The sequence below is a fragment of the Saccharothrix carnea genome (assembly GCF_003014735.1).
Taxonomy (GTDB): domain Bacteria; phylum Actinomycetota; class Actinomycetes; order Mycobacteriales; family Pseudonocardiaceae; genus Actinosynnema; species Actinosynnema carneum.
Map to the genome: position 1 here is coordinate 293511 of NZ_PYAX01000006.1, position 20404 is coordinate 313914.

General features: G+C 72.6%; 11 protein-coding genes. 5 read left to right on the forward strand and 6 right to left on the reverse strand.

What is annotated here, in order from left to right:
• Positions 1-107: 107 nt before the first annotated feature.
• From B0I31_RS19465 to eccCa, 3 genes are all read right to left on the reverse strand, one after another.
• Complete coding sequence (locus B0I31_RS19465) at positions 108-2831, reverse strand: AfsR/SARP family transcriptional regulator (RefSeq protein WP_106616806.1); 2724 nt, start codon at positions 2829-2831, stop codon at positions 108-110.
• The gene (locus tag B0I31_RS19470) at positions 2828-5599 is read right to left on the reverse strand and encodes an AfsR/SARP family transcriptional regulator (RefSeq protein WP_146173894.1); all 2772 of its coding nucleotides are present in this window, start codon (positions 5597-5599) and stop codon (positions 2828-2830) included. Before B0I31_RS19470 ends, B0I31_RS19465 begins: the two co-directional genes overlap by 4 nt.
• Positions 5600-5896: 297 nt before the next feature.
• Positions 5897-9901, reverse strand: coding sequence for a type VII secretion protein EccCa (eccCa, locus tag B0I31_RS19475; protein WP_106616808.1), 4005 nt, complete (start codon positions 9899-9901; stop codon positions 5897-5899).
• A 320-nt stretch (positions 9902-10221) separates the two neighbouring features.
• On the opposite strand from eccCa, the gene eccD reads away from it, so the two are divergent.
• The gene (eccD, locus tag B0I31_RS19480) at positions 10222-11616 is read left to right on the forward strand and encodes a type VII secretion integral membrane protein EccD (protein ID WP_106616809.1); all 1395 of its coding nucleotides are present in this window, start codon (positions 10222-10224) and stop codon (positions 11614-11616) included.
• A gap of 7 nt (positions 11617-11623) precedes the next feature.
• On the forward strand, positions 11624-13096 hold the full coding sequence (gene mycP, locus B0I31_RS19485) for a type VII secretion-associated serine protease mycosin (RefSeq protein WP_106616810.1): 1473 nt from the start codon (positions 11624-11626) through the stop codon (positions 13094-13096).
• A gap of 90 nt (positions 13097-13186) precedes the next feature.
• Here mycP and B0I31_RS19490 read toward each other — a convergent pair whose 3' ends face one another.
• The 3 genes from B0I31_RS19490 to eccB form a co-directional block, all read right to left on the reverse strand.
• Positions 13187-14251 carry a WXG100 family type VII secretion target gene (locus B0I31_RS19490; RefSeq protein WP_106616811.1) on the reverse strand — a complete coding sequence of 355 codons (1065 nt, stop codon included), beginning with the start codon at positions 14249-14251 and terminating at the stop codon, positions 13187-13189.
• Entirely contained in the window at positions 14251-14607 is a 357-nt protein-coding gene (locus tag B0I31_RS19495) for a hypothetical protein (RefSeq protein ID WP_106616812.1), read from the reverse strand. The genes B0I31_RS19490 and B0I31_RS19495 overlap by 1 nt, the downstream gene beginning before the upstream one ends.
• Positions 14608-14680: 73 nt before the next feature.
• A complete protein-coding gene (gene eccB, locus B0I31_RS19500) occupies positions 14681-16324 on the reverse strand; it encodes a type VII secretion protein EccB (protein WP_106616813.1) in 1644 nt (547 codons plus the stop codon).
• Positions 16325-16453: 129 nt separating this feature from the next.
• Here eccB and eccE point away from each other — a divergent pair, with 129 nt between their 5' ends.
• The 3 genes from eccE to B0I31_RS19515 all read left to right on the forward strand — a co-directional run bounded on the left by eccE (position 16454) and on the right by B0I31_RS19515 (position 20329).
• Positions 16454-17791, forward strand: coding sequence for a type VII secretion protein EccE (eccE, locus tag B0I31_RS19505; protein WP_106616814.1), 1338 nt, complete (start codon positions 16454-16456; stop codon positions 17789-17791).
• Positions 17792-17805: 14 nt separating this feature from the next.
• Positions 17806-18510 carry a hypothetical protein gene (locus tag B0I31_RS19510; protein ID WP_106617053.1) on the forward strand — a complete coding sequence of 235 codons (705 nt, stop codon included), beginning with the start codon at positions 17806-17808 and terminating at the stop codon, positions 18508-18510.
• Between the two features lie 250 nt (positions 18511-18760).
• Positions 18761-20329, forward strand: a complete 1569-nt coding sequence (locus B0I31_RS19515) for a S8 family peptidase (RefSeq protein ID WP_106616815.1) — start codon at positions 18761-18763, stop codon at positions 20327-20329.
• Positions 20330-20404: the final 75 nt, after the last annotated feature.

The window sequence follows — 20404 nt, forward strand, 5'->3', positions numbered from 1 at the left end:
CGCGCCGGCCCGGCCCACGCCGCGGTGACGACCGGACCGCGGGCGTCCCCGACTCCTCCCCGTCGGGTACGCCCGCGGTCGTCGCTCCCATGCCGACCGCGGGCCGTTCACCCCAGTGCCGCCAGCCGGGCGCGGATCTCGGCCTCCTGCGGGAAACCGGCCTTGACGCACAGGTCCAGGGCGTCGGCCAGGTGGGTCCGGGCGGTGCCCGGGTCGCCGAGCCGCAGCAGCAGGTCCGCGTAGTTGAGGTGGGTCCGCATGGCCGACAGGCTGTTCAGGTCGCCGACACCCCGCGCGAAGATCCCCTCGTAGGTCGCCGCGGCGTCGGCCAACCGGCCGAGGCCGACGAGGACCTGCGCCAACGTCTCCTCCACCGCGCCGAGCGACACCCGGCCGGGCAGCTGCCGGCACAGCTCGACGGCCCGCAGGCACACCTCCAGCGCCTGCTCGTGCCGACCGGCGTGGCTCAACGTCCCGGCGTGGTTGTTCAACGCCAGCGCCAGCCCCGGCAGGTCGCCCAGCCCCGCCCACAGCCCCACCGACCGCTCGCCGTACCGCACGGCCTCGTCGTAGCGGCCGAACGACTCGTAGGCGCCCGCGAGCTCCAGGCAGCTGGCCGCCATGCCGCGCACGTGGCCGATCTCCTCCCGCAGCGCCAACGCCCGGTGCAGGTGCTCCAGAGCCTCCTCGAACCCCATGTTGCGGGTGATGCCGCCGAGCGTGTGCAGGGCCACCGCCTCGGCGAACCGGTCACCCAGGTGACGCGCGGAGGCCAGCGCGATCTCGGTGAACCGCCGCCATTCGGTCCAGACGTAGTGGCGGTACAGGTAGCCCCACAGCGCGGTCGGGATCTGCCACGCGTGCTCGTGCCTGCCGTGCTCGCCCGCGTGCGGGATGACCAGCCGCAGGTTCGGCATCTCGCCGTCGATCCAGGCCACCGCCTCCGCACCGTCGGCGAACGACAGCAGGGGCACGGTGTCGGCGATCGGGGTCAGCGGCAGCTCGGTGCGGGTGGTGCGCAGCAGCCGGTCCGCGCGGTCGATGTTGTGCAGGTAGAAGTCCAGCAGCCGCTCCACCGCGCGCCCGCGCTCCTGCTCGGGCTCCTCCGCCTTCGCCGAGGTCTCCGCGTGCAGCCGCAGCAGGTCGTGCAGCACGAACCGGCCCGGCCGCGGCTGCTCCAGCAGGTGCGCCCGGAACAGCTCGTCCACCGAACGGCCGGCCCGCTCGACGTCCACGCCGGCCAGCGCGGCCACCGCCTCGACCGTGAAGTCGCGGCACGGCGCCACGCCCAGCAGCCGGAACACCCGTTGCGCGGCCGTCGTCAACGCCCGGTACGACAGGCAGAACGTGCTGCTGACGGCCGAGGCCGGATCGCCGGCGACCACCAGCTGGGCGAGCGGGTCCCCGGCGCGCAACGCCGTCACGTAGTCGGCCACGCCGCGCGGCTCGCCGGCCAGGTTCGCGGCGGCGACCCGCAGCGCCAGCGGCAACCCCGCGCACACCCGCACCAGCTCGGCGACCGCGTCCGGCTCGGCGTCCACCCGCTCCGCGCCCAGGATTCGGCGCAGCAGGTCCACCGCCTCGGCGCGGGCGAGCGCGTTCAGCCGGACCAGCACGGCGTCGTCGAGCGCGACCAGCCCGCGCAGGTCGTTGCGGCTGGTGAGCACGGCGAAGTTGCCCGCGCCCGATGGCAGCAGCGGACGCGCCTGCGCCACGTCGACCACGTTGTCCAGCACGATCAGGATTCGGCGGTCGGCCAGCACCGACCGGTACAGCGCGACCTGCTCGTCCAGCGCCGCGGGCACCCGCTCCGCGGGCACGCCCAGCGCGGCGAGCAGCTGGGTCAGCGCCTGCTCCGACGTCAACGGCGGGAACTCCGGGTCGTGGCCGCGCAGGTTGACCAGCAGCTGCCCGTCCGGGAAGTCCGCCGCCACCCGGTGCGCCCAGTGCACGGCCAGCGCGGTCTTGCCCAACCCGCCCATGCCGGTGATCGCGACCGCCGTGGCGCCCCGCGCCCGCGCCGCCAACCGGTCCAGCGCGCCCACCTCCTCACGCCGCCCGGTGAAGCTGCGCACGTCCGCGGGCAGCTGCCGGGGCGCGATAGCCCCACCCGGCGGCTCCGGCACCGCGCCCAGCGCCAGCCGGTGCGCCTCGCGCAACTGCTCGCCCGGGTCCACGCCCAGCTCGTCGGCCAGCAGTGCGCGGACCTCCCCGAACGCGGCCAGCGCCTCCGCCGTGCGGTCCGAGCGGTGCAGGGCCAGCACCAGCGCCGCCCAGAACGGCTCGCGCAGCGGGTGCTCCCTGGTCAGCGCGCGCAGCTCCGGCACCAGCTCGGCGGCCCGACCCGCGTCCAGGTCGGCCGCGATCCGGCGCTCCAGCACCGCCAGCCGCTCCTCCAGCAGCGGCGCCACCTCCTCGGCGTGCAGCACGTCCGACCGCACGTCCGACAGCGGCGTGCCGCGCCACAGCGCCAGCGCGTCGGCGAACCGGCCCCGCGCCGCCAGGTCGCGGAACTCGTGCAGGTCCAACGCACCCGGCACGACGTCGACCAGGTAGCCGTGCGTCGCGGTGCGCACGACGGTCGGGTCGCCCAACGCCTGACGCAGCCGCGCCACCACCATGTGCAGCGTCGCCTTGGCCCGCTGCGGGTTGGGCTGGTCGCCGTCCCACAGCCGCTCGACCAGCTCGTCGACCGTCACCACCTGGCCCGCCCGCAGCAGCAGCGCGGCCAGCAGCGCCCGGCCCCGGCCGGCGGGCACCGCGACCGGCTCGTCGCCCCGCCACACCTCCAGCGGTCCGAGGACGGCGAAGCGGGTCACCGGCGCGGTCACGGCAGACCGGCCACTTTCGCCCGCAACGCCGCCACGTTGCCGTGGCCGACCTGTTCCAAGATGTCCAGCGCCGCCTGCCAGACCTCACGGGCCGCGTCGTGGTCGCCCGCCAGCACGTGCGTGTCGCCCAGCCGTTGCAGCGTCGCGGCTTCCTCCCACCGGTCGCCGCTCTCCCGGTACCGCGGCAACGCCTCCCGGTAGCAGCGGACGGCCTCGTCCAGCTCGCGCAGCCGGTGGTGCACGTAACCGAGGCTGTCCCACGTCGCCGCCTCCGCCAGCAGGTCGTCGACCTCGCGGCACAGCTCCAGCGCCCGGCCGCAGTCGGCCAGCGCGCGGCGCAGGTCCTCGCCCAGCATCGCGCGGGCCCAGCCGACGGCGTTGAGCGCGCGGGCCGTGCCGGGGAGGTCGCCCAGCTCCTCGAACACCGCCAGCGCCTGCTCGGCGTGGTGCAGCGCCTCGGGCAGCCGGTCCCACGCCTCGTACAGCCCGCCGAGGTGGCGGTGGATGTGCGCCTGGCTCTGCCGGTCGCCCAGCTCGCGCACCAGGTCCAGCGCGGCGGTGAGGTGCGTCTCGGACTCGGCGAACCGGCGCAGCACCACGCAGATCCGGCCGAGGCCGCGGTGCGTCGAGGCGAGCGCGACCCGGTCGTCCAGCCGCCGTGCCGCGGCCAGTGCGACCTCCAAGCACCTCGCCTGCTCGTGCCAGAACGACCGCAGGCGGGCGAACGCCGTGGTGGCCCACGCCAGCTGCCAGGCGTGGATGTCGAAACCGTGCGCGGCGGCGTGGCCGACCGCGGCGGACAGCGACGCGTGCTCCAGGGTGAACCAGGCCAGCGCGTCGGCCCGCCCGGTCAGCTCCGTCACCACCGCGCCGGGCGCGGGCCGCGCGAGCCGCACCTCCTCGCGCTGCGAGTACAGCAGCCGGTCGGCCGCGTCCGCGGTGTGCAGGTAGTGGTCGAGCACCCGCCGCAGGGCTTCGCGCGTGCCGTCCCGGTCGTCGTGCGCGGCGACCAGGTCACGCGCGTAGGCGTGCACCAGGTCGTGCAGCGTGAAGCGGCCCGGCACCGGCTCGGCGATCAGGTGCAGCCTGCCCAGCTCGCCCAGGGCCTGGCGGGCGGCGCGCACCGGCACACCGGCCAGGCTCGCCGCCGCCGGGATCGACACCTCAGGCCCGGCGTGCACGCCCAGCAGCAGGAACATCCGGGCCGCGGCCGGGCTCAACCGCTCGTAGGACCACGAGAACACCGTCTTGACGCTGGTCGTCGCCTCACCCGTGTCGAGCGCCGCCAGCCTGGTCCGCTCGTCGGCCAGCTCACCGGCCAACGCCCGCAGCGTGAAGCCGGGGTGCGCCGCCGCCCGTGCCGCGACCACGGACAGCGCCAGCGGCAGCCCCGCGCAGTGGCCGATCAGCTCGCGCACCGCGTCCGGCTCGGCGCCGACCCGCTCCGCGCCGAGCTGCCGCACCAGCAACGCGGTCGCCTCCTCGTCCGACAGCACGCCGAGCGGCAACGGCCGCGCGCCCTCGCGCACCACCAGCCCGTCGAGCTGGTTGCGGCTGGTCACCAGGGCCAGGCAGCGCGAACCGCTCGGCAGCAGCGGCCGGACCTGCTCGCTGTCCGCGGCGTTGTCCAGCACCACCAGCACCCGGCGACCGGCCAGCAGGCTCCGGTACAGCGCGACCTGCTCGTCCAACCCGGACGGCACCCGCTCCGGCAGCACGCCCAACGCGCACAGGAAACCGCTCAACGCCTCGCCCGGGCTCGTCGGCACGCCCGTCTGGTCGAACCCGCGCAGGTTCACGTACAGCTGCCCGTCCGGGAACCGGTGCGCGTTCCGGCTCGCCCACCGCAACGCCAACGCCGTCTTGCCCACGCCCGCCGTGCCGTGGATCGCCGAGACGACCACCGCGCCCTCCTGACCGGCCGGCGCCGAGTCCAGCAGCGCCGACAACACGGCCAGTTCGCGCTCGCGCCCGACGAAGAGCCGGGTGTGCATCGGCAGCTGCCTCGGTGCGGGCACGGCCCGCGGTGCGCTCGGGGTGCCCGAAGGCACGCCCTCGGCGAAGTCCGGTGCGGCGGTGAGGATCCGCTGGCGCAGCTCCTGCAACCGCGGTCCCGGGTCGACGCCAAGCTGCTCGGCCAGCAGCCCGCTCACCGACCGGTAGGCGGCCAGCGCCTCGGCCTGCCGGTCGGAGCGGGACAGCGCTTCCATCAGCTGACCCCAGAACCGCTCCCGCAACGGGTGCTCGCGGGTCAGCGACCGCAGCTCGGGCACCACCTGCGCGGCCCGACCCGCCGCCAGGTCCGCGTCGAGCCGCCGTTCCAGCGCGTCGAGCCGTTCCTCCAGCAGCGGCGCGACGTCCTCGCCGTGCAGCAGGTCGGACGGCACGTCCGACAGCGGCTCGCCACGCCACAGGTCCAGCGCCTCGGTGAGCCGGTCGCGGTCCACCAGCTCGCGGAACCGGTGCAGGTCGAGCGCACCCGGCGGCACGTCCGCCGCGTACCCGCCGGTGGCGGTGCGCACCACGTTCGCCGTGCCGAGCGACTGGCGCAGCCGGGTCACCACCATGTGCAACGTCGCCCTGGTCCGCGCCGGGTCGACCGACCGGCCGTCCCACAGCCGGTCCACCAGGACGTCCATCGGCACCACGCTGCCCGCGCGGAGCAGCAGGCTGGCCAGCAGCACCCGCGCCTTGCCCGCGGGCAGCGCCACCTGCCTGCCGCCGTGCCAGACCTCGAGGGGCCCGAGCACCTTGAACTCGGTCTCCACGCGCCACCCCCTTACCCGCGCGCCGAAGCATAGGGCAGCACACCGACAGCCGAGAGTGAGCGTGAGTCGACTGTGAGTGCCGTCCGGCACAGTCACCCGCGTCCACCGCACCGGCCGCACGGCGATCCGCGACACCGGGGGGTATCGCCGTTCGGGCAGGTCGGACGGGCGGGCGGGGCGACGGCGGCCCGTGCCGCGACCCGACGCGCGTCGAGCCCGGCACGGGCCGCCGACTTCCCGCCGGAACGCGGGAAGGCCCCGCCGGAGCGAGGCCTTCCCGTCGTGCTCGAGGACCGGTCAGTCCGGGTCGATCCACGCCAGCTGGATGCGCTGCTCGCCCAGCTTGCGGGTGACCAGCGTGCCCCGGCCGGGAGGCTGCGGCGACGGCTTGAGGTTGCCCACGATCGCGCCCTCCTCCTTCGAACCGGAACCCACCATGATCGGTGCCGAGATCTCCTTCAGCTTGCCCAGGATCGGGTCGTACATGGCCCGCGACGCGCCACCCATGCGGCGCACCGCGACGATGTGCAGGCCGACGTCCTTGGCCTGCGGGATGAACTCCGCCAGCGGCTGCAGCGGGTTCGCCCCGCCCTGCGGCGCGACCAGGTCGTAGTCGTCCACGACCACGAACAGCTCGGGGCCCTTCCACCAGGAGCGGTTCTTCAGCTGCTCCTGGGTGACGTCCGGGCCGGGCAGGCGGTTCACCATCGAGCCGCGCACGTCCTTGATCATGTCCGTGAGCTGCGCCGACGACACCGCGTAGGACAGCAGGTGGTCGGTCTCGATGTAACCGAGCATGGTGCGCCGGTAGTCGACCAGCATGATCAGCGCCTCGGTCGAGGTGTAGCTGGTCATGATGCCGCGCACGATCGTGCGCAGCAGGTTGGTCTTGCCCGACTCGCCGTCGGCCAGCGACATGAAGTGGGGGTCGGCGTCGAAGTCCAGGTACACCGGCGCCAGCTCGTCCTCGTTGACGCCGATCGGCACCAGGTGGCCCCGGTTCGGCCGCTGCTGCTGCACCTGCGCAATGAAGTCCGGGTACGGCAGCAGGTCGGGCAGCAGGCGGACCTGCGGCGCACGCCGGCCACGCCAGGCGGCGGACACCTTCGCGATCATGTCCTGCACGCCCGCCGCCACGTTCTCCGCGTCCGAAGACGCGTCGATGCGCGGCAGCGCGGTGAGGAAGTGCAGCTTCTGCGGCGACAGACCGCGACCCGGCCGACCCGGCGGCACGTTGACCGCGACCTTCCGGTCCACCTCGGACTCGCTGACGTCACCGAGGCGCAGCTCGAACCGCGTGCCGAGCAGGTCCTTCATCGCGGGCCGGATCTCCGCCCACCGGTTCGCCGCCACGACCACGTGCACGCCGTAGGACAGACCCTGCGCGGCCAGCGCCTGGACCATCGGCTCCAGCGCCTCGAACTCCTGCCGGAAGTTCATCCAGCCGTCCACGATCAGGAACGCGTCACCGAAGTTGTCGTCCCGGATCTCGCCGCGCCGCCTGCGGTTGCGGAACTCGACCATCGAGTCGATGCCCTGCGCGCGGAACCTCAGCTCGCGCTCGGAGATCAGGCCCGACAGCTCGGCCACCATCCGGCGCGCCTTGTCCACGTCCAACCGGCTGGCGAAACCACCGACGTGCGGCAGGTTCTCCAGCGACGCCAGCGTGCCGCCACCGAGGTCGAGGCAGTAGAACTGCACTTCCTCGGGCGTGTGCGTCAACGCCATGGACGTGATCAGCGTGCGCAGCATCATCGACTTGCCCGCCTGCGGGCCGCCGACGATCGCGCCGTGACCGGCCGCACCGGAGAAGTCCGCCCACAGCAGGTCGCGCCGCTGCTCGAACGGCTTGTCCACCACGCCCAGCGGCACCTGCAACTTGCCGTTGGAGAAGAACCCGGGCGCGGTCAGGCCGCGGTCCTCGGTCGGCTGCAACGGCGGCAGCAGCGTGTCCAGCGACGGCGGCTCGTTCAACGGCGGCAGCCACACCTCGTGCGCCGGCGGGCCCTGGCCCACCAGCCGCTCGACGATGACCTCGAGCTCCGAGGGCTCGTTCGAGTCCTCTTCCTTCTTCTCCTGCTTGACCGGCTCGATCGGCCGCACCGGCTCCTTGGGGATCTCGATGTAGTCCGGCACGAAGTAGCGCGGGCGCTTGTCGCTGGTCACCGGCGCGGACGGGCCCGCGACCTGCAACCCGGCGGGCCGGTACGGGCCCGACACGTACAGCGCCTTGAACCGGGTCAGCGGCGAGCCCTGCACGCCCAGGTACCCCGAACCCGGGATGGGCGGCAGCTCGTAGGCGTCCGGCACGCCGATCGCGGCACGCGACTCGGCGGCGGAGAACGTCTTCAGACCGATCCGGTAGGACAGGAACGTGTCCAGACCGCGCAGCTTGCCCTCTTCCAGCCGCTGCGACGCCAGCAGCATGTGCATCTGCAGCGACCGGCCGACGCGGCCGATCTGGAGGAAGATGTCGATGAAGTCCGGCTTCGCCGTCAGCATCTCGGAGAACTCGTCGATGCAGATGAACAGCGCGGGCAGCGGGTCGAGGTCGGCGCCGTTCTCGCGCGCCTTCTCGTAGTCCCACACGTTCTTGTAGTTGCCCTTGGCCAGCACTTCCTGGCGCCGGGACACCTCACCGGCGATGGCGTCCTTCATGCGGTCGACCAGGGTCAGGTCGCCCGCCAGGTTGGTGATCGTCGCGGCGACGTGCGGCGCCTTGTCCAGGCCGAGGAACGTCGCACCACCCTTGAAGTCGACCAGGATCATGTTGAGCGAGGTCGAGGAGTGCGTCGCCAGCATGCCGAGCACCAGCGTGCGCAGGAACTCGGACTTGCCGGAACCGGTGGCGCCGATGCACAGGCCGTGCGGGCCCATGCCCTCCATCGCCGCTTCCTTGATGTCCAGCTCGACCTGCTGGCCGAACTCGCCGATGCCGAACGGCACCCGGTAGCGGTCGCGCACCGGCCGCGGCCGCCAGGCCGCCTGCACGTCGAAGGTCATCGGGTCGCCGGGGATGCCCAGGAACTCCAGCAGCGGCGGGTTGTTGCTCATCGACAGCGGGTCCTCGTCGCTGCCGCCCGCCTCGACGCCGCCGATCCGGTACGGCGACAGCCGCCGGGCCAGCGCCTCGGCCTCGACCACGCTCAGCCAGTCCGGTGCGCCGAACCACTCGACGCCGCTGGCGCTGCGCGCGCCGAGCTTGCCGTCCTCGATCACCAGCCGCAGGCCGCGGCGGGCGGTGAGGTTGCCCAGCGACTCGGACAGGTCGAGCAGCGTGACGCCGACCAGGCCCTCTTCCAGGATGATCTGCTCTTCGCGGGTGACGTCGCCGTCGTCGATCACGATCACGACGTGCGGCTGGTCGGCGGGCGGCGGCGCGTTGCGGGTGAACCGCTGCCGGTCGCGCAGCTGCTCGTCCAGCATCTGCTCGACCTCGGTCAGCGAGCCGGCCATCATCCGCATCTGGCCGATGCCGTCGACGATCGTCGGGTGCTGCACGTGCGGCAGCCACTTCATCCACTCCCACTCGGCCTTGGTGCGACCGGTGGTGACGACCGCGATCAGCAGGTCGTCCGGCGAGTGGAAGGTGACCATCTGGGCCAGCAGGGCGCGGGCCAGGCCGCGCTTCTCGTTGATCTCGCCGAGCAGGCCGACCGCGGCGAAGCCGCGCAGCGCGATGGAGATCGGGAGGTCGGGCACGAGCGAGTGGGCGCGCACGAACCGGCGCAGCGCCAGCGTCGCGATCGGCTCCAGCTCCTCGACCGGGCCGGTCTGCGGCGGCACCAGCCGGGTGGCCAGCCGCTGCGAGCCGCGGCCCGCGCGCAGGTGGCAGAAGTCGGGGTCGTTCTGCCGGCGCTCCCACATGCGCCGGGTGGTGGCCAGGGACCACAGCATCTGCGGGTCGGGGTGCACCCACTCGCGCTCGGCGCGCTGCTCGTTGGCGGCTTCGCGGGCGCGGTCGCGCATCTGGCCGAGGTAGCGCAGGTAGTCCTTGCGGTCCTCGTTCATCTCGGCCTTCTTCTGGCCCTTGCCGCTGCCCATGCCGCCGGCCATCATGCCGATGGTCGACACCAGCATCATGCCCGGCATGATCATCGCCGCCGGGCTGCGATTGCTGTAGCTGAACATCAGCACCATCATCCCGACCGACGACACGATCATGACGACCGGCATCGCCTTCATCATGATGTTGCCGGGGATGACCCGGGGCACCTCGGGTGGCGGTTCGAGGTGGACCTCACCGCCCGGCGGGCGGGGAGCGGCGAGGCGTGCCGTGCGCTTGAACTGCAGCGTGCTCACCTGACAGGCACCTCTTCAGCGTCGATCCCGTTGCGATCCTCCCGACCCGGCAGGACCGGGTGGACGGGCGGGCCACCAGCGGCAGGGGAGCCGCCCGCGGCAACCGACACTATGGCGCATCGGAACCCCGCACGACGGGGGGTCGGGCAAATCCGCGGTCAACGTGTTGCAACGGGTTGCGCGGAACGGCCCTGCCGCGATGGCCGCTGCCCTCATACTGGGCTCGCTCCTGGAGAGGGGCGGACGAAGCACGTCCGACCGGACCAATAAGGTCGGGGCGGAACCACGGCACACACTCATCGGGACTTTAGGGGGCGCTGGTGGCGACCGGAACGACGGTGTTCAGCCGGGTGACGGTGGTTGCGCCGCGAACGCGTATCGACGTCGCGCTGCCCGCCGACGTCGCGGTGGCCGACCTGCTGCCGATGCTGCTGGACATGGCCAAGGAGGCCACTCCGGACGGTGGCGTGCGGCACGGCGGCTGGGCGTTGGCCAAGCTGGGCGACGGTCCGCTCGACCCGAGCCGCACGCTGGCGTCGCTCGGCGTGGTCGACGGCGAGCTGCTCCAGCTGCGCAAGCGCAACGAGAACCCGCCGCCTCCGCTGTACGACGACGTGGTCGACGCGATCGCCGAGTCCGACCCGGACAGCTTCCGCCCGTGGACCAAGGACACGGCTCGGCGCTACGGCCACCTCGCGGGCGCGTTGGCGCTCATCACGGCCGCGATCGCGGTGCTGATGGCCGGTCCGCTGGCGGGCGGCGGCAACCTCGCGCCGGCGATCTGCGCGGGCGTGGTCGCCATCGCGGCGATGGCGGCTGGCGCGGTCGTGGCGCGGTCCTACGCGGCGACGGGCACGGGCGTGCTGATCGCCGCGGCGGGCGGGCTGCCGATGGCCTACGTCGCGGGCCTGTACATCGTGCCGGGACCGATCGGCCGACCGAGCCTGCTGCTGGCCAGCGTGCTGGTGCTGATCTTCGCCTCGGCCGCGATCATGCTGATCGGCCGCGGCATCACGGTGTTCATCGCGGCGGCCACGGCGGGCGCGCTCAGCGCCCTCGCGTTCCTCGTCGGCATCTTCGTCGACCACCCCGTGCAGGGCATCGCGGCGGCCACCACCGCGGTCTCGCTGGCGGCGCTGTCCGTGCTGCCCCGGTTGACGATCCAGCTGGCCAAGCTGCCGCTGCCGACCGTGCCGGGAAGTGCCGAGGACCTCAAGGAGGACACCGGTTTCCCGGAGTACTCCGTGATCGAGCGGCGCACCGCCAACGCGCACGAGTACCTGACCGGCATGATCATCGGCTGCGGTGGCATCGCCGCGGTGTTCGCCGTGATCGCGGCGGGCAACGGCACCATCTGGGGCCCGCTGCTGGCGATCGTGGTGACGCTGGTGCTGCTGCTGCGCGGCCGTGCCTACGCCAACGGCGCGCAGGCGGTGGCACTGCTGGCCAGCGGCATGGTCGCGGGCACGGGCGTGCTGCTCGGGTGGCTGGTGCAGTCCTCGGCGGGCGACCGGCTGCTGTACGTGTTCGGCACGCTGGTGATCGTCGGCGCGGCCGCGCTGGTGCTCGGCGTGATCTTCCCGAACCAGAAGTTCTCCCCGGTGCTGCGTCGCACGGTCGACATCCTGGAGGCCATCCTCATCGCCGCGGTGCTGCCGCTGGCGCTGGCGGTGATGGACCTCTACGTGGCCATGCGCCAGCTCATCCCCGCGTGAGGCCCTGATGCGCATCCGCAAGATCGCCGCGCTGAGCGCGGTGGCGGCCACCCTGGTGTCCGCTCCCGGCGCGTTCGCCCAGCCGTCGACGACCACGCCCAAGGCCACGACGACGACCGCGGCGCCGGCGACGACCACCGCGAACGCGGCCGCCCGGCCGAACTCGCAGCCACCGCCGGTGAACCGGTCGTTCCTGCGTGGGCCCGAGGCGCCTCAGGAAGACGTCCCCTACACGCAGAAGACGCAGTGCGTGACCTCGGGCGCGGACCGCCCGATCCCCAACAAGCCGTGGGGCCAGATGCAGCTCCGGCTGGAGGAGGCGCACCGCTTCGCCACCGGCAAGGACGTCAAGCTCGCGATCATCGACACCGGCGTCAACGCCAACCACCCGCGGCTGGCGAACCGGGTCATCCCGGGCGGCGACTACGTCGAGACCGAGAAGAAGGGCGTGCACGACTGCGACGGCCACGGCACCGAGGTCGCGGGCGTGGCGGCGGCCAGCCGTGACGAGGCGACCGGTTTCGTCGGCGCCGCGCCCGACGCGACGGTGCTGGCGTTCCGCCAGACCAGCGACAACTTCGAGTTCAAGGACCCGACGGGCAAGGACTCCCGGGAGACCGCGGGCAAGGTCGGCACCTTGGCGAAGGCCATCGTCTCCGCCGTCGACCAGGGCGCGAGCGTGATCAACATTTCGCTGACCTCGTGCGGCGACCCGACCGAGCCCAGCGACCAGGAGCGCGAGCTGCAGGCCGCGATCGACTGGGCGGTGAACGACCGGAACGTGGTCATCGTCACGGCCGCGGGCAACATCGACTCCGAGGGCGGCTGCCGGGCCCAGAACGACAACGAGGACCCGAACCGGGTCAACGTGGTCGCGTCGCCGCCGTGGTACGCCGACAACGTGCTCTCCGTGGCGTCGGTGGGCCAGAACGGCCAGGTGTCGTCGTTCTCCGTGTGGGGCCCGTGGGTCAGCGTCGCCGCGCCGGGCGAGGACATCGTCACCCTCGACCCGAACGGCCAGGGCCTGACCGACGCGAACCGCGACCCGCGGAGCAAGCAGCTCGCCAAGATCCAGGGCACCAGCTTCGCCTCGCCGTACGTGGCGGGCGTCGTCGCGCTGGTGCGCCAGCGGTTCCCGGAGCTGAAGGCGAAGCAGGTCATGGAGCGCATCACGGCGACCGCCCAGCACCCGGGCAACCCGACCGGCCGGGACCACAAGGTCGGCTACGGGATCATCAACCCGGTGGCCGCGCTGACCGCCGAGCTGCCGTCCGAGCGTCCCGGCGCCAAGCCGGTCGTGCCGGAGCAGCTGATGACCGACCTGGGTCCGCTGAACCCGCCCAGCAGCACGCCGATGATCGTGGCCCTGTCCGGCACGGGCGCGGGCGTCGGCCTGCTCCTGCTGACGATGTTCATCGTGCACACCGTGAGCCGCAACCGCGCCAGGCGCGTACCCGCTCCGAAGCGCTCCTCGATCTAGCCACAGCACTCGAAAGACCAGAAGAGCGGAAGCGTCCTCACCGGACGCTTCCGCTCTTCCTCGCTTGCGAACCAGTGGGCGGCCTTCGCGTCAGTCCTCACCGAGAACCGGTGGCGCCGACTTCTTGGGCTTGCCGAACACCTGCTCGGTCGACCCGGCCAACTGGACCTTCGACTTGTGCTCCTTGTCGCCACCCTGCTGGCCACCGGCACCCATGCCGCCCATCATCCCGGCGCCCATCATCCCGGCACCGCCCGCCGCCGGCCCTCCCGGACCCGCCGCCGCGGCAGCCGCCGGACGCGCGCCCGGCTCCACGGGCCGCGGCTCGGACACGCCCGTCGACCCGCCGGGCTGCATCCGCTCCGCGGGGTCACCACCGGGCAGCCCACCGCCACCGGGCACACCACCGCCACCGCCGGGCACACCGCCACCGCCACCACCCGGCACGCCACCACCGGACCCGCCGGACCCGGCCGGCTTCGTGTCGGCGGGCGGCGTGGTGCCGAGCGGCTCCGGAGCACCCGGCTTCGCGGGCGCGGTGAAAGTCCAGTTCTGCTCGGGGTAGGGGTGCTCCATCTTCACGTCGGCGAAATCGTCCGAACCGGACACCCCGTCGCACAACCGCAGGAACGCCTCCAGCACGTCCCGCACCGACTCGTGCAGTTCCTTCGCCGGGTCGTGCAGCTCGTCCAACGCCTCCACCACGCGCCGGTCGCCGTCCAACGGCAGCGCCGCCGCGCCGGACACCGTCTCGGCCGCCTCGGCGAACACCCGGGACATGTCCTGCACGATCCCGCGGATGCCCTCGGCGGTCTGGTCCAGCGCCTCGCCCATCGCGTGCATCGCGTCGGACATGTCGTGCCCGGCCAGCCCGACCTTCTGCATGTGCTCCACGAACGCGTCCGCGTCCTTGCCCTGCCACGCCGAGTCGAGCTTGCCCAGCGGCTTGGTCAGGTCACGCGTCACGTGCTCGGCGACGAGCCCGGCCTTGCGCCAGCGCTCCGCCTCCTCCTGGAGGTCGTTCCAGTCGCCCACGACGGGCGTGAAGTAGTCCGCCACGAGGTCGCGCACGCCGAGCCGGCGGCTGATCCCGGACAGGTAGTCCAGCTCCGGCCCGACCTCGGCGGCGATCTGCCTGCCGTCCTTGCCCCGCATCAGCTCAACCCCGCCCGCCGGTCGACCGCCTTGATCAGCGCCACCGCGTCCTCGTCCTGGGCGCCGTAGTGCTCGGCCACCTCGTGCAGGCCCTTCGCCGCGGACGTCAGCACCTCGCACGCCCGGTCGAGCTGCTGGTTGAGCAGCCCGGCGGCCCGGCCGTACGCCTCGGCGTTGCGCAGCGTGCGACCCAGCTCGCCGAAGCTCTGGGGGCGCATCGGCGTCTCGCGCAGCTCCGCCCGCGCCCGGGTCAGCTCCTCGGCCGCCTCTTCGACGCGCTTCGCGTACAGCTCGATCCAGCGCGGGTCGACCGAAACCTGCCTGCCGCCCGCCGGCCCACGTGTGACCTCGTTCACCCGGACACCTCCTGGTCCCTCTGACGGGAACCGGCCCACGCCGGTTCCCCCAAAGGGCTCAGCAACACGGGGCTCAGCCGCCCTGCTTCCGGGCCTTCTCCTCGGGCAGCAGTCCTTGGTCCTTCGGCACCGGGATCGCGTCCCAGCTGCGGGAGGCGTCGTTGCGGTTGAGCTGCGGCCCGTTGGGCAGCAGCCGCAGGATCGACTCCGGTCCGGGCGAGAACCCGTCCGCGCCGAGCCCCAGCGCACCGCTGGTGGTGACGTCCGGGATGCCGTACTTCACACCGCGGCCGGTGATCAGGTGGATCGGGCCGCTGGCGAAGTCCTGGGTGGACGTCGCGCTGCGCACCACGGCCGACTTGCCCGGCGCCATCGCGAACTGGCTGACGATCTCGCCGGTCGCGCCGACCTGGTTGATCTCCACCGGCACGACGTCGGACGGGATCGGCAGCGACGGCGCGATGGTGACCTTGGTGTGCTGCGACTTGTTGGCCGACGACACGTTCTGCGCCTGCCAGCCCAGGCAGATGACCCGGTTGTTCTGGTTGGGCTCCAGCACCTCGGGCACGTCCGGCGGGTAGTCGGCGAAGTCGAGCTGCTCGACGGTCGGCGCGCTGTTGGTGCGCGCGATGTCGACCAGCTTCGGCTCGGCGCCCTGCGCGTAGGCCGCGCGGATCAGGTCGGCCGCGGCCCGGCTGATCTTCTGCAGGCCTTCCTTGAGCACCACGTGGAACTCGGAGTCCGCGCCCGCGCGGCGGACCTCGATCACGGCGCCGACCCGCAGGTTCTCGCCCTGGATGTAGGTCACGTTCTGGCCGCGGCCCGGGATCTCGGGCGCCACCAACGGCTTCGCCTCGGGGATCGCGTTGAGCAGGCCGGAGCTGATCGCCCGCGGCTTCTTCTGGCTCAGGTTCAACGCGGTGCGGACCTCGGCGTTGGTGAGGTCGACCTTGGCGCGCACGGTGGACGTCGAGGTGATCTTGGAGTTCACCGGCGCCTTGTAGATCAGGTACGCCTGCTTGTCGTCGGTGCCCGCGCGCACCAGCAGGGCGCGGTTGCCGTCGAGCAGCTCGCCGCCGCCGCTGTAGCCCGCGAGGACGGTGGTGGTGAACTTGCCCGGCGCCGACGGGTCGTTGAGCGACTCGTCCAGCTGGAGCGTGTCGCACACCGACCAGTCCGGCCCGATCCGGTCGGCGGGCTTGGGCAGCACGTCCGGTCCGTCCGGGATGCCGGTCAGCCGGCCCTTGGGCAGCTTCGCCAGTGCCTTCTCGCTGACCAGCTTCGGCTCGCCGCCCGCGGCCTGCGGCGGTCCCGCGTTCACCTGGCCCGCCGCCGCGTCACCGCCCGCGACCGCGGCCTGGCCCTTGTCCGGGTTGGACCGCTGGAGCAGCAACAGCCGCGCGGACGCGAGGTTGGTCATCGGGATCAACGTCTTCGTGTTGTTGACCACGTGCACGACGTAGACCTGGCCGGTCTCCTTGGAGATGGCGATCTGCGTCTGGTCGTCGACCTGAGGGTCCGGCGAGAAGAAGCCGAAGATCAGGAACCCGATCAAGCCGATCACACCGAGCAGGACGCCCACCGCGGTCGCGCGCGAGTGCGTGCGCATCGGGTCGTGCAGCATCACCGCGTCTCTGCGCACCAGGGCGGACTGCATCCTGCGCAGCACGAAGCGGTAGGCCTGGACCTGTGACTTGGTGGTGGGTGTTGATGCCATTCTCGGCTCGCTGCTCTCCCAGTCGCGGTACGGTCTGCACGATAGCCGGACGGCGGGTGGTCCGTGTGCGGGTTGGTGAGACCCGGTCGGTCCACCCGGCGCACGTCGACGGAAAGAGAACCAGAGCGGATGTCCGTGACCACCCCACATCCGGGCCAGCCCAACCCCGCCATGGCACGCGCGCAGGCGGCAGGTGGTGCCGTGCGCGCCGCGCTGCTCCGGGCGCGCCGTCGCACCGAAGGCGCGAGCCTGGGCGCGCTGCCGGTCGCCAACCTGGTTGTCCTCGAGGTCGGTGTCGCCATCGGCCTGGTCCTGATCGCCGTCGGCGCCACCGGTGACAGCGTCGAGCCCGTGCTGATGTACACGGCCGGCGGCATCGTTCTCATCGCGTTGATCCTGGCGTTCACCCGGTCACGGGGCCGCTGGCTGACCCAGTGGATCGGCCTGGTGGTGCGCTACAGCTTCCGCTCGCACGGCCGCACGGCCAAGCGCTCCGGCCCGGTGGAGATGAAGCCGCCCTCGGAAGAAGAGTCCTCGGTCATCGGCCCGGACGACCCGCGGGTGGCGTTGCTGCGCCTGGCGGTCCCGGACCTGGTGGTGGCACGGGGCGTCGACCACGAGCGCCGTCCGCTCGGCATGGCCTGGCACCAGGGCGCGTGGACCGCGGTGCTGCTGGTCGACCCGGCGCCCGGCCTGATCACCGCGGTGGGCAGCGCGCCGTCGCTGCCGCTGGGCGCGCTCGCGCCGACGCTGGAGGACCGCGGTGTGGTGCTCGACGCGATCTCGGTGATCTGGCACTGCTACCCGGGCAGCGCGGCGCTGCCGGTGAACGCGCCCGCGCTCAACGCGTACATGGAGGTGCTCGGCCCGCTGCCCGCGGCGGCGCGGCGGACCACCTGGATCGCGGTGCGGCTGGACCCGCGGCGGTGCGCGGCGGCGATCCGGGAACGCGGCGGCGGCGTCGTCGGCGCGCACCGGGCGCTGATCGGCGCCCTGTCCCGGGTGCGCAACGCGTTGGAGTCGACGGGTGTGTCGATCCGGCCGCTCGACCCCGACGAGCTGATCCGCGCGGGCATCTCGGCGGCCGAGCTGACCTCGGTGGCCGGGTCGAACAACTCGGTGTCGTTGCGGGAGAAGTGGTCCGGTGTGACGGCGGGCGGCGTCGGCCACGCCAGCTACGCGATCACCGGCTGGCCGTCCAAGGGGATGCGCAACAACCTGAACGCGCTGACCGGCGTGCGGGCGCTGTCCTCGACGCTGTCCATGACGATCTCGCCGAGCAGCGAGCAGGGCCAGGTCGGGCTGCGCGGCATGGTCCGGGTGAGCGCGCGGACGCCGTCCGAGCTGGACCGGGCCGACGACCGGCTCAAGGCGCTGGCCGACAAGCTCGACATCACGCTGACCCCGTTGAACGGCCTTCAGGTCGCCGGCCTGGCCGCGACGCTGCCGCTGGGAGGTGTGGCGTGAGCAACTCCCGGTTGATGGACTCGCGCGGCAAGGGCGTGGCGCCGGAGTTCCTGGTGTCGCCGCAGATGCTGGACGTGGTGAGCCCGTCCGGCGACCGCGGCGGCATGGTGCTCGGCTCGGGCTTGCAGGGCGAGCCGCTGACGATCTCCGTGCTGCGGTCCGCGCCGACCCGCATGGTCGTGGTCGGCGGGCTGTACCTGGCCAGGCAGATCGCGCTGCGGGCGATGGCGACCGGCGCGTGGATCACCATCGCGACGGGCCGCCCGGCGGCCTGGCAGCCGGTGGTGCGCGCAGCGGGTGCGGGTGCGGACGGTCGGCCCTCGCCGCTGGTGCAGCTGCGCCGGCTGAGCCCGGTGGAGCTGCCGCGGCCCTCGGAGGACACCCCGCTGCTGGTCGTGCACGACGGCGGCCACGTGCCGCAGGAGTTGTTCCCGCCGCGGTCGCCGTGGCAGACGACGATGTACGTGTTGCCCTATTTGCACCCCCAGGCGGCGACCACGGCGAATTCCGCGGACCTCGTGCTGCTGCAGCGGCTGCCGGTCGGGCAGGCGCAGTTGGCGAGCCAGATCTGGCGGCTGCCGCCGCAGATGGCGCACCAGCTCACCACGCTCAAGGACGACCAGGTGATCGCGCTCGGCACGAACCTGTGGCGGCCGTTGCGGCTGGTCACCACGCCCGGTGAGCAGCAGATCCTCGGTGCGGTCCGGCGCGGCGACTGACCCGCGCACGGACCGGACGTGCCCCTGGACGACTCGTCCGGGGGCATATTTTTTCGCCCCGGTCCAGTCACTCTCCGCAGCAATTGGTTCACAGCACGAATAAAACTGTGGACGAGTCGTTCGTCGGTTATTCCGGGCAAATTCTTGCGCCTCACCCGCAGGGCGAACTAGGAATTACTCACCGTGTCCGGTCGGTTTCGGGGGCGACGCCGACCGGACACCCACCCTGCGAAAGAGGAGACCCCCTGCCATGGGAGACGTTCGCGCGTCCTGGACGAAGACGAAACGGTTGGCCGGTGTCGGGCTGGCCACGGGTACGGCGTTCGCGGTCACGGCCGCGCTGACCACGTTCACCTCCGCCGCGGCGGAGGGCGAGATCCTCGGGTCGGGCGCGCCCAACGCGGTCAAGGACAGCTACATCGTCGTGCTCAAGGACGTGGCCGCGAGCAGCGTCGGCACGTTGAGCGGCAAGTACCAGGCGAACGTCAAGCACACGTACACCGCCGCGCTGCGCGGCTTCTCGGCCACCATGACCGAGGCGCAGGCCCGCAAGCTGGCCGCCGACCCGTCGGTGGCGTACGTGCGGCAGGACGGCGAGGTGACGATCTCCGCCACGCAGGCGCCGACCCCGTCGTGGGGCCTGGACCGGATCGACCAGGCCGCGCTGCCGCTGGACAACTCCTACACCTACCCGAACGAGGGTGAGGGCGTCACCGCCTACATCATCGACACGGGCATCCGGAACTCGCACAGCGACTTCGGCGGTCGTGCCGTGTCCGGTCGCGACACCGTCGACAACGACAACGACACCGCCGACTGCAACGGCCACGGCACGCACGTCGCGGGCACGGTCGGCGGCGCGAAGTACGGCGTGGCCAAGAAGGCCAAGCTGGTCGGCGTGCGGGTGCTGAACTGCGCGGGCTCCGGCACGTACGCGGGCGTCATCGCGGGGATCGACTGGGTGACGGCGAACGCGGTCAAGCCGGCCGTGGCGAACATGTCGCTCGGCGGTGGCGCGGACGCCACGGTCGACCAGGCCGTGCGCAACTCCATCGCGTCGGGCGTGACCTACGGCCTCGCGGCGGGCAACGACAGCGGCGCCAACGCGTGCAACACGACGCCGGCGCGCACGCTGGAGGCGATCACGGTCGGCTCCACGACCAACACCGACGCCCGGTCGTCGTTCTCGAACATCGGCACCTGCCTGGACATCTTCGCGCCGGGCTCGTCGATCACGTCCGCGTGGCACACCAACGACACCGCCACCAACACGATCAGCGGCACGTCCATGGCGACGCCGCACGTGGTCGGCGCGGCGGCCGTCTACCTGGCCGCGAACCCCACCGCCACGCCGCAGCAGGTGCGTGACGCCCTGGTCAACGGCGCGACGAACGGCGTGGTCGGCAACGCGGGCACCGGTTCGCCGAACAAGCTGCTGCGCCTGGTCGGCACGTCCACCCCGCCGCCCGGCGGCTGCGCGGCGAAGACCAACGCGACCGACGTGGCCGTGCCGGACCTGGGCACCGCCACCAGCCCGATCGCGATCGCGGACTGCGCCGGCAAGGCCGGTACCGCGGCGACCGTCGAGGTGCACGTCAAGCACACCTACCGGGGCGACCTGGCGATCGACCTGATCACGCCGAGCGGTGCGGTCAAGCAGCTGAAGGTGACGTCCGGTTCGGACGGTGCGGACAACGTCGACGCCACGTACACGGTGAACCTGTCGGCGGAGAACGCCAACGGCACCTGGCAGCTGCGCGTGCGTGACGCGTACAGCCAGGACACGGGCTACATCGACACCTGGACCCTCGACCTGTAAGCCGGTCGCCTGTTCCGATCGCTCCACAGCGGCCCCGCACCACTTCCCAGTGGGCGGGGCCGCTCCGCGTTTCAC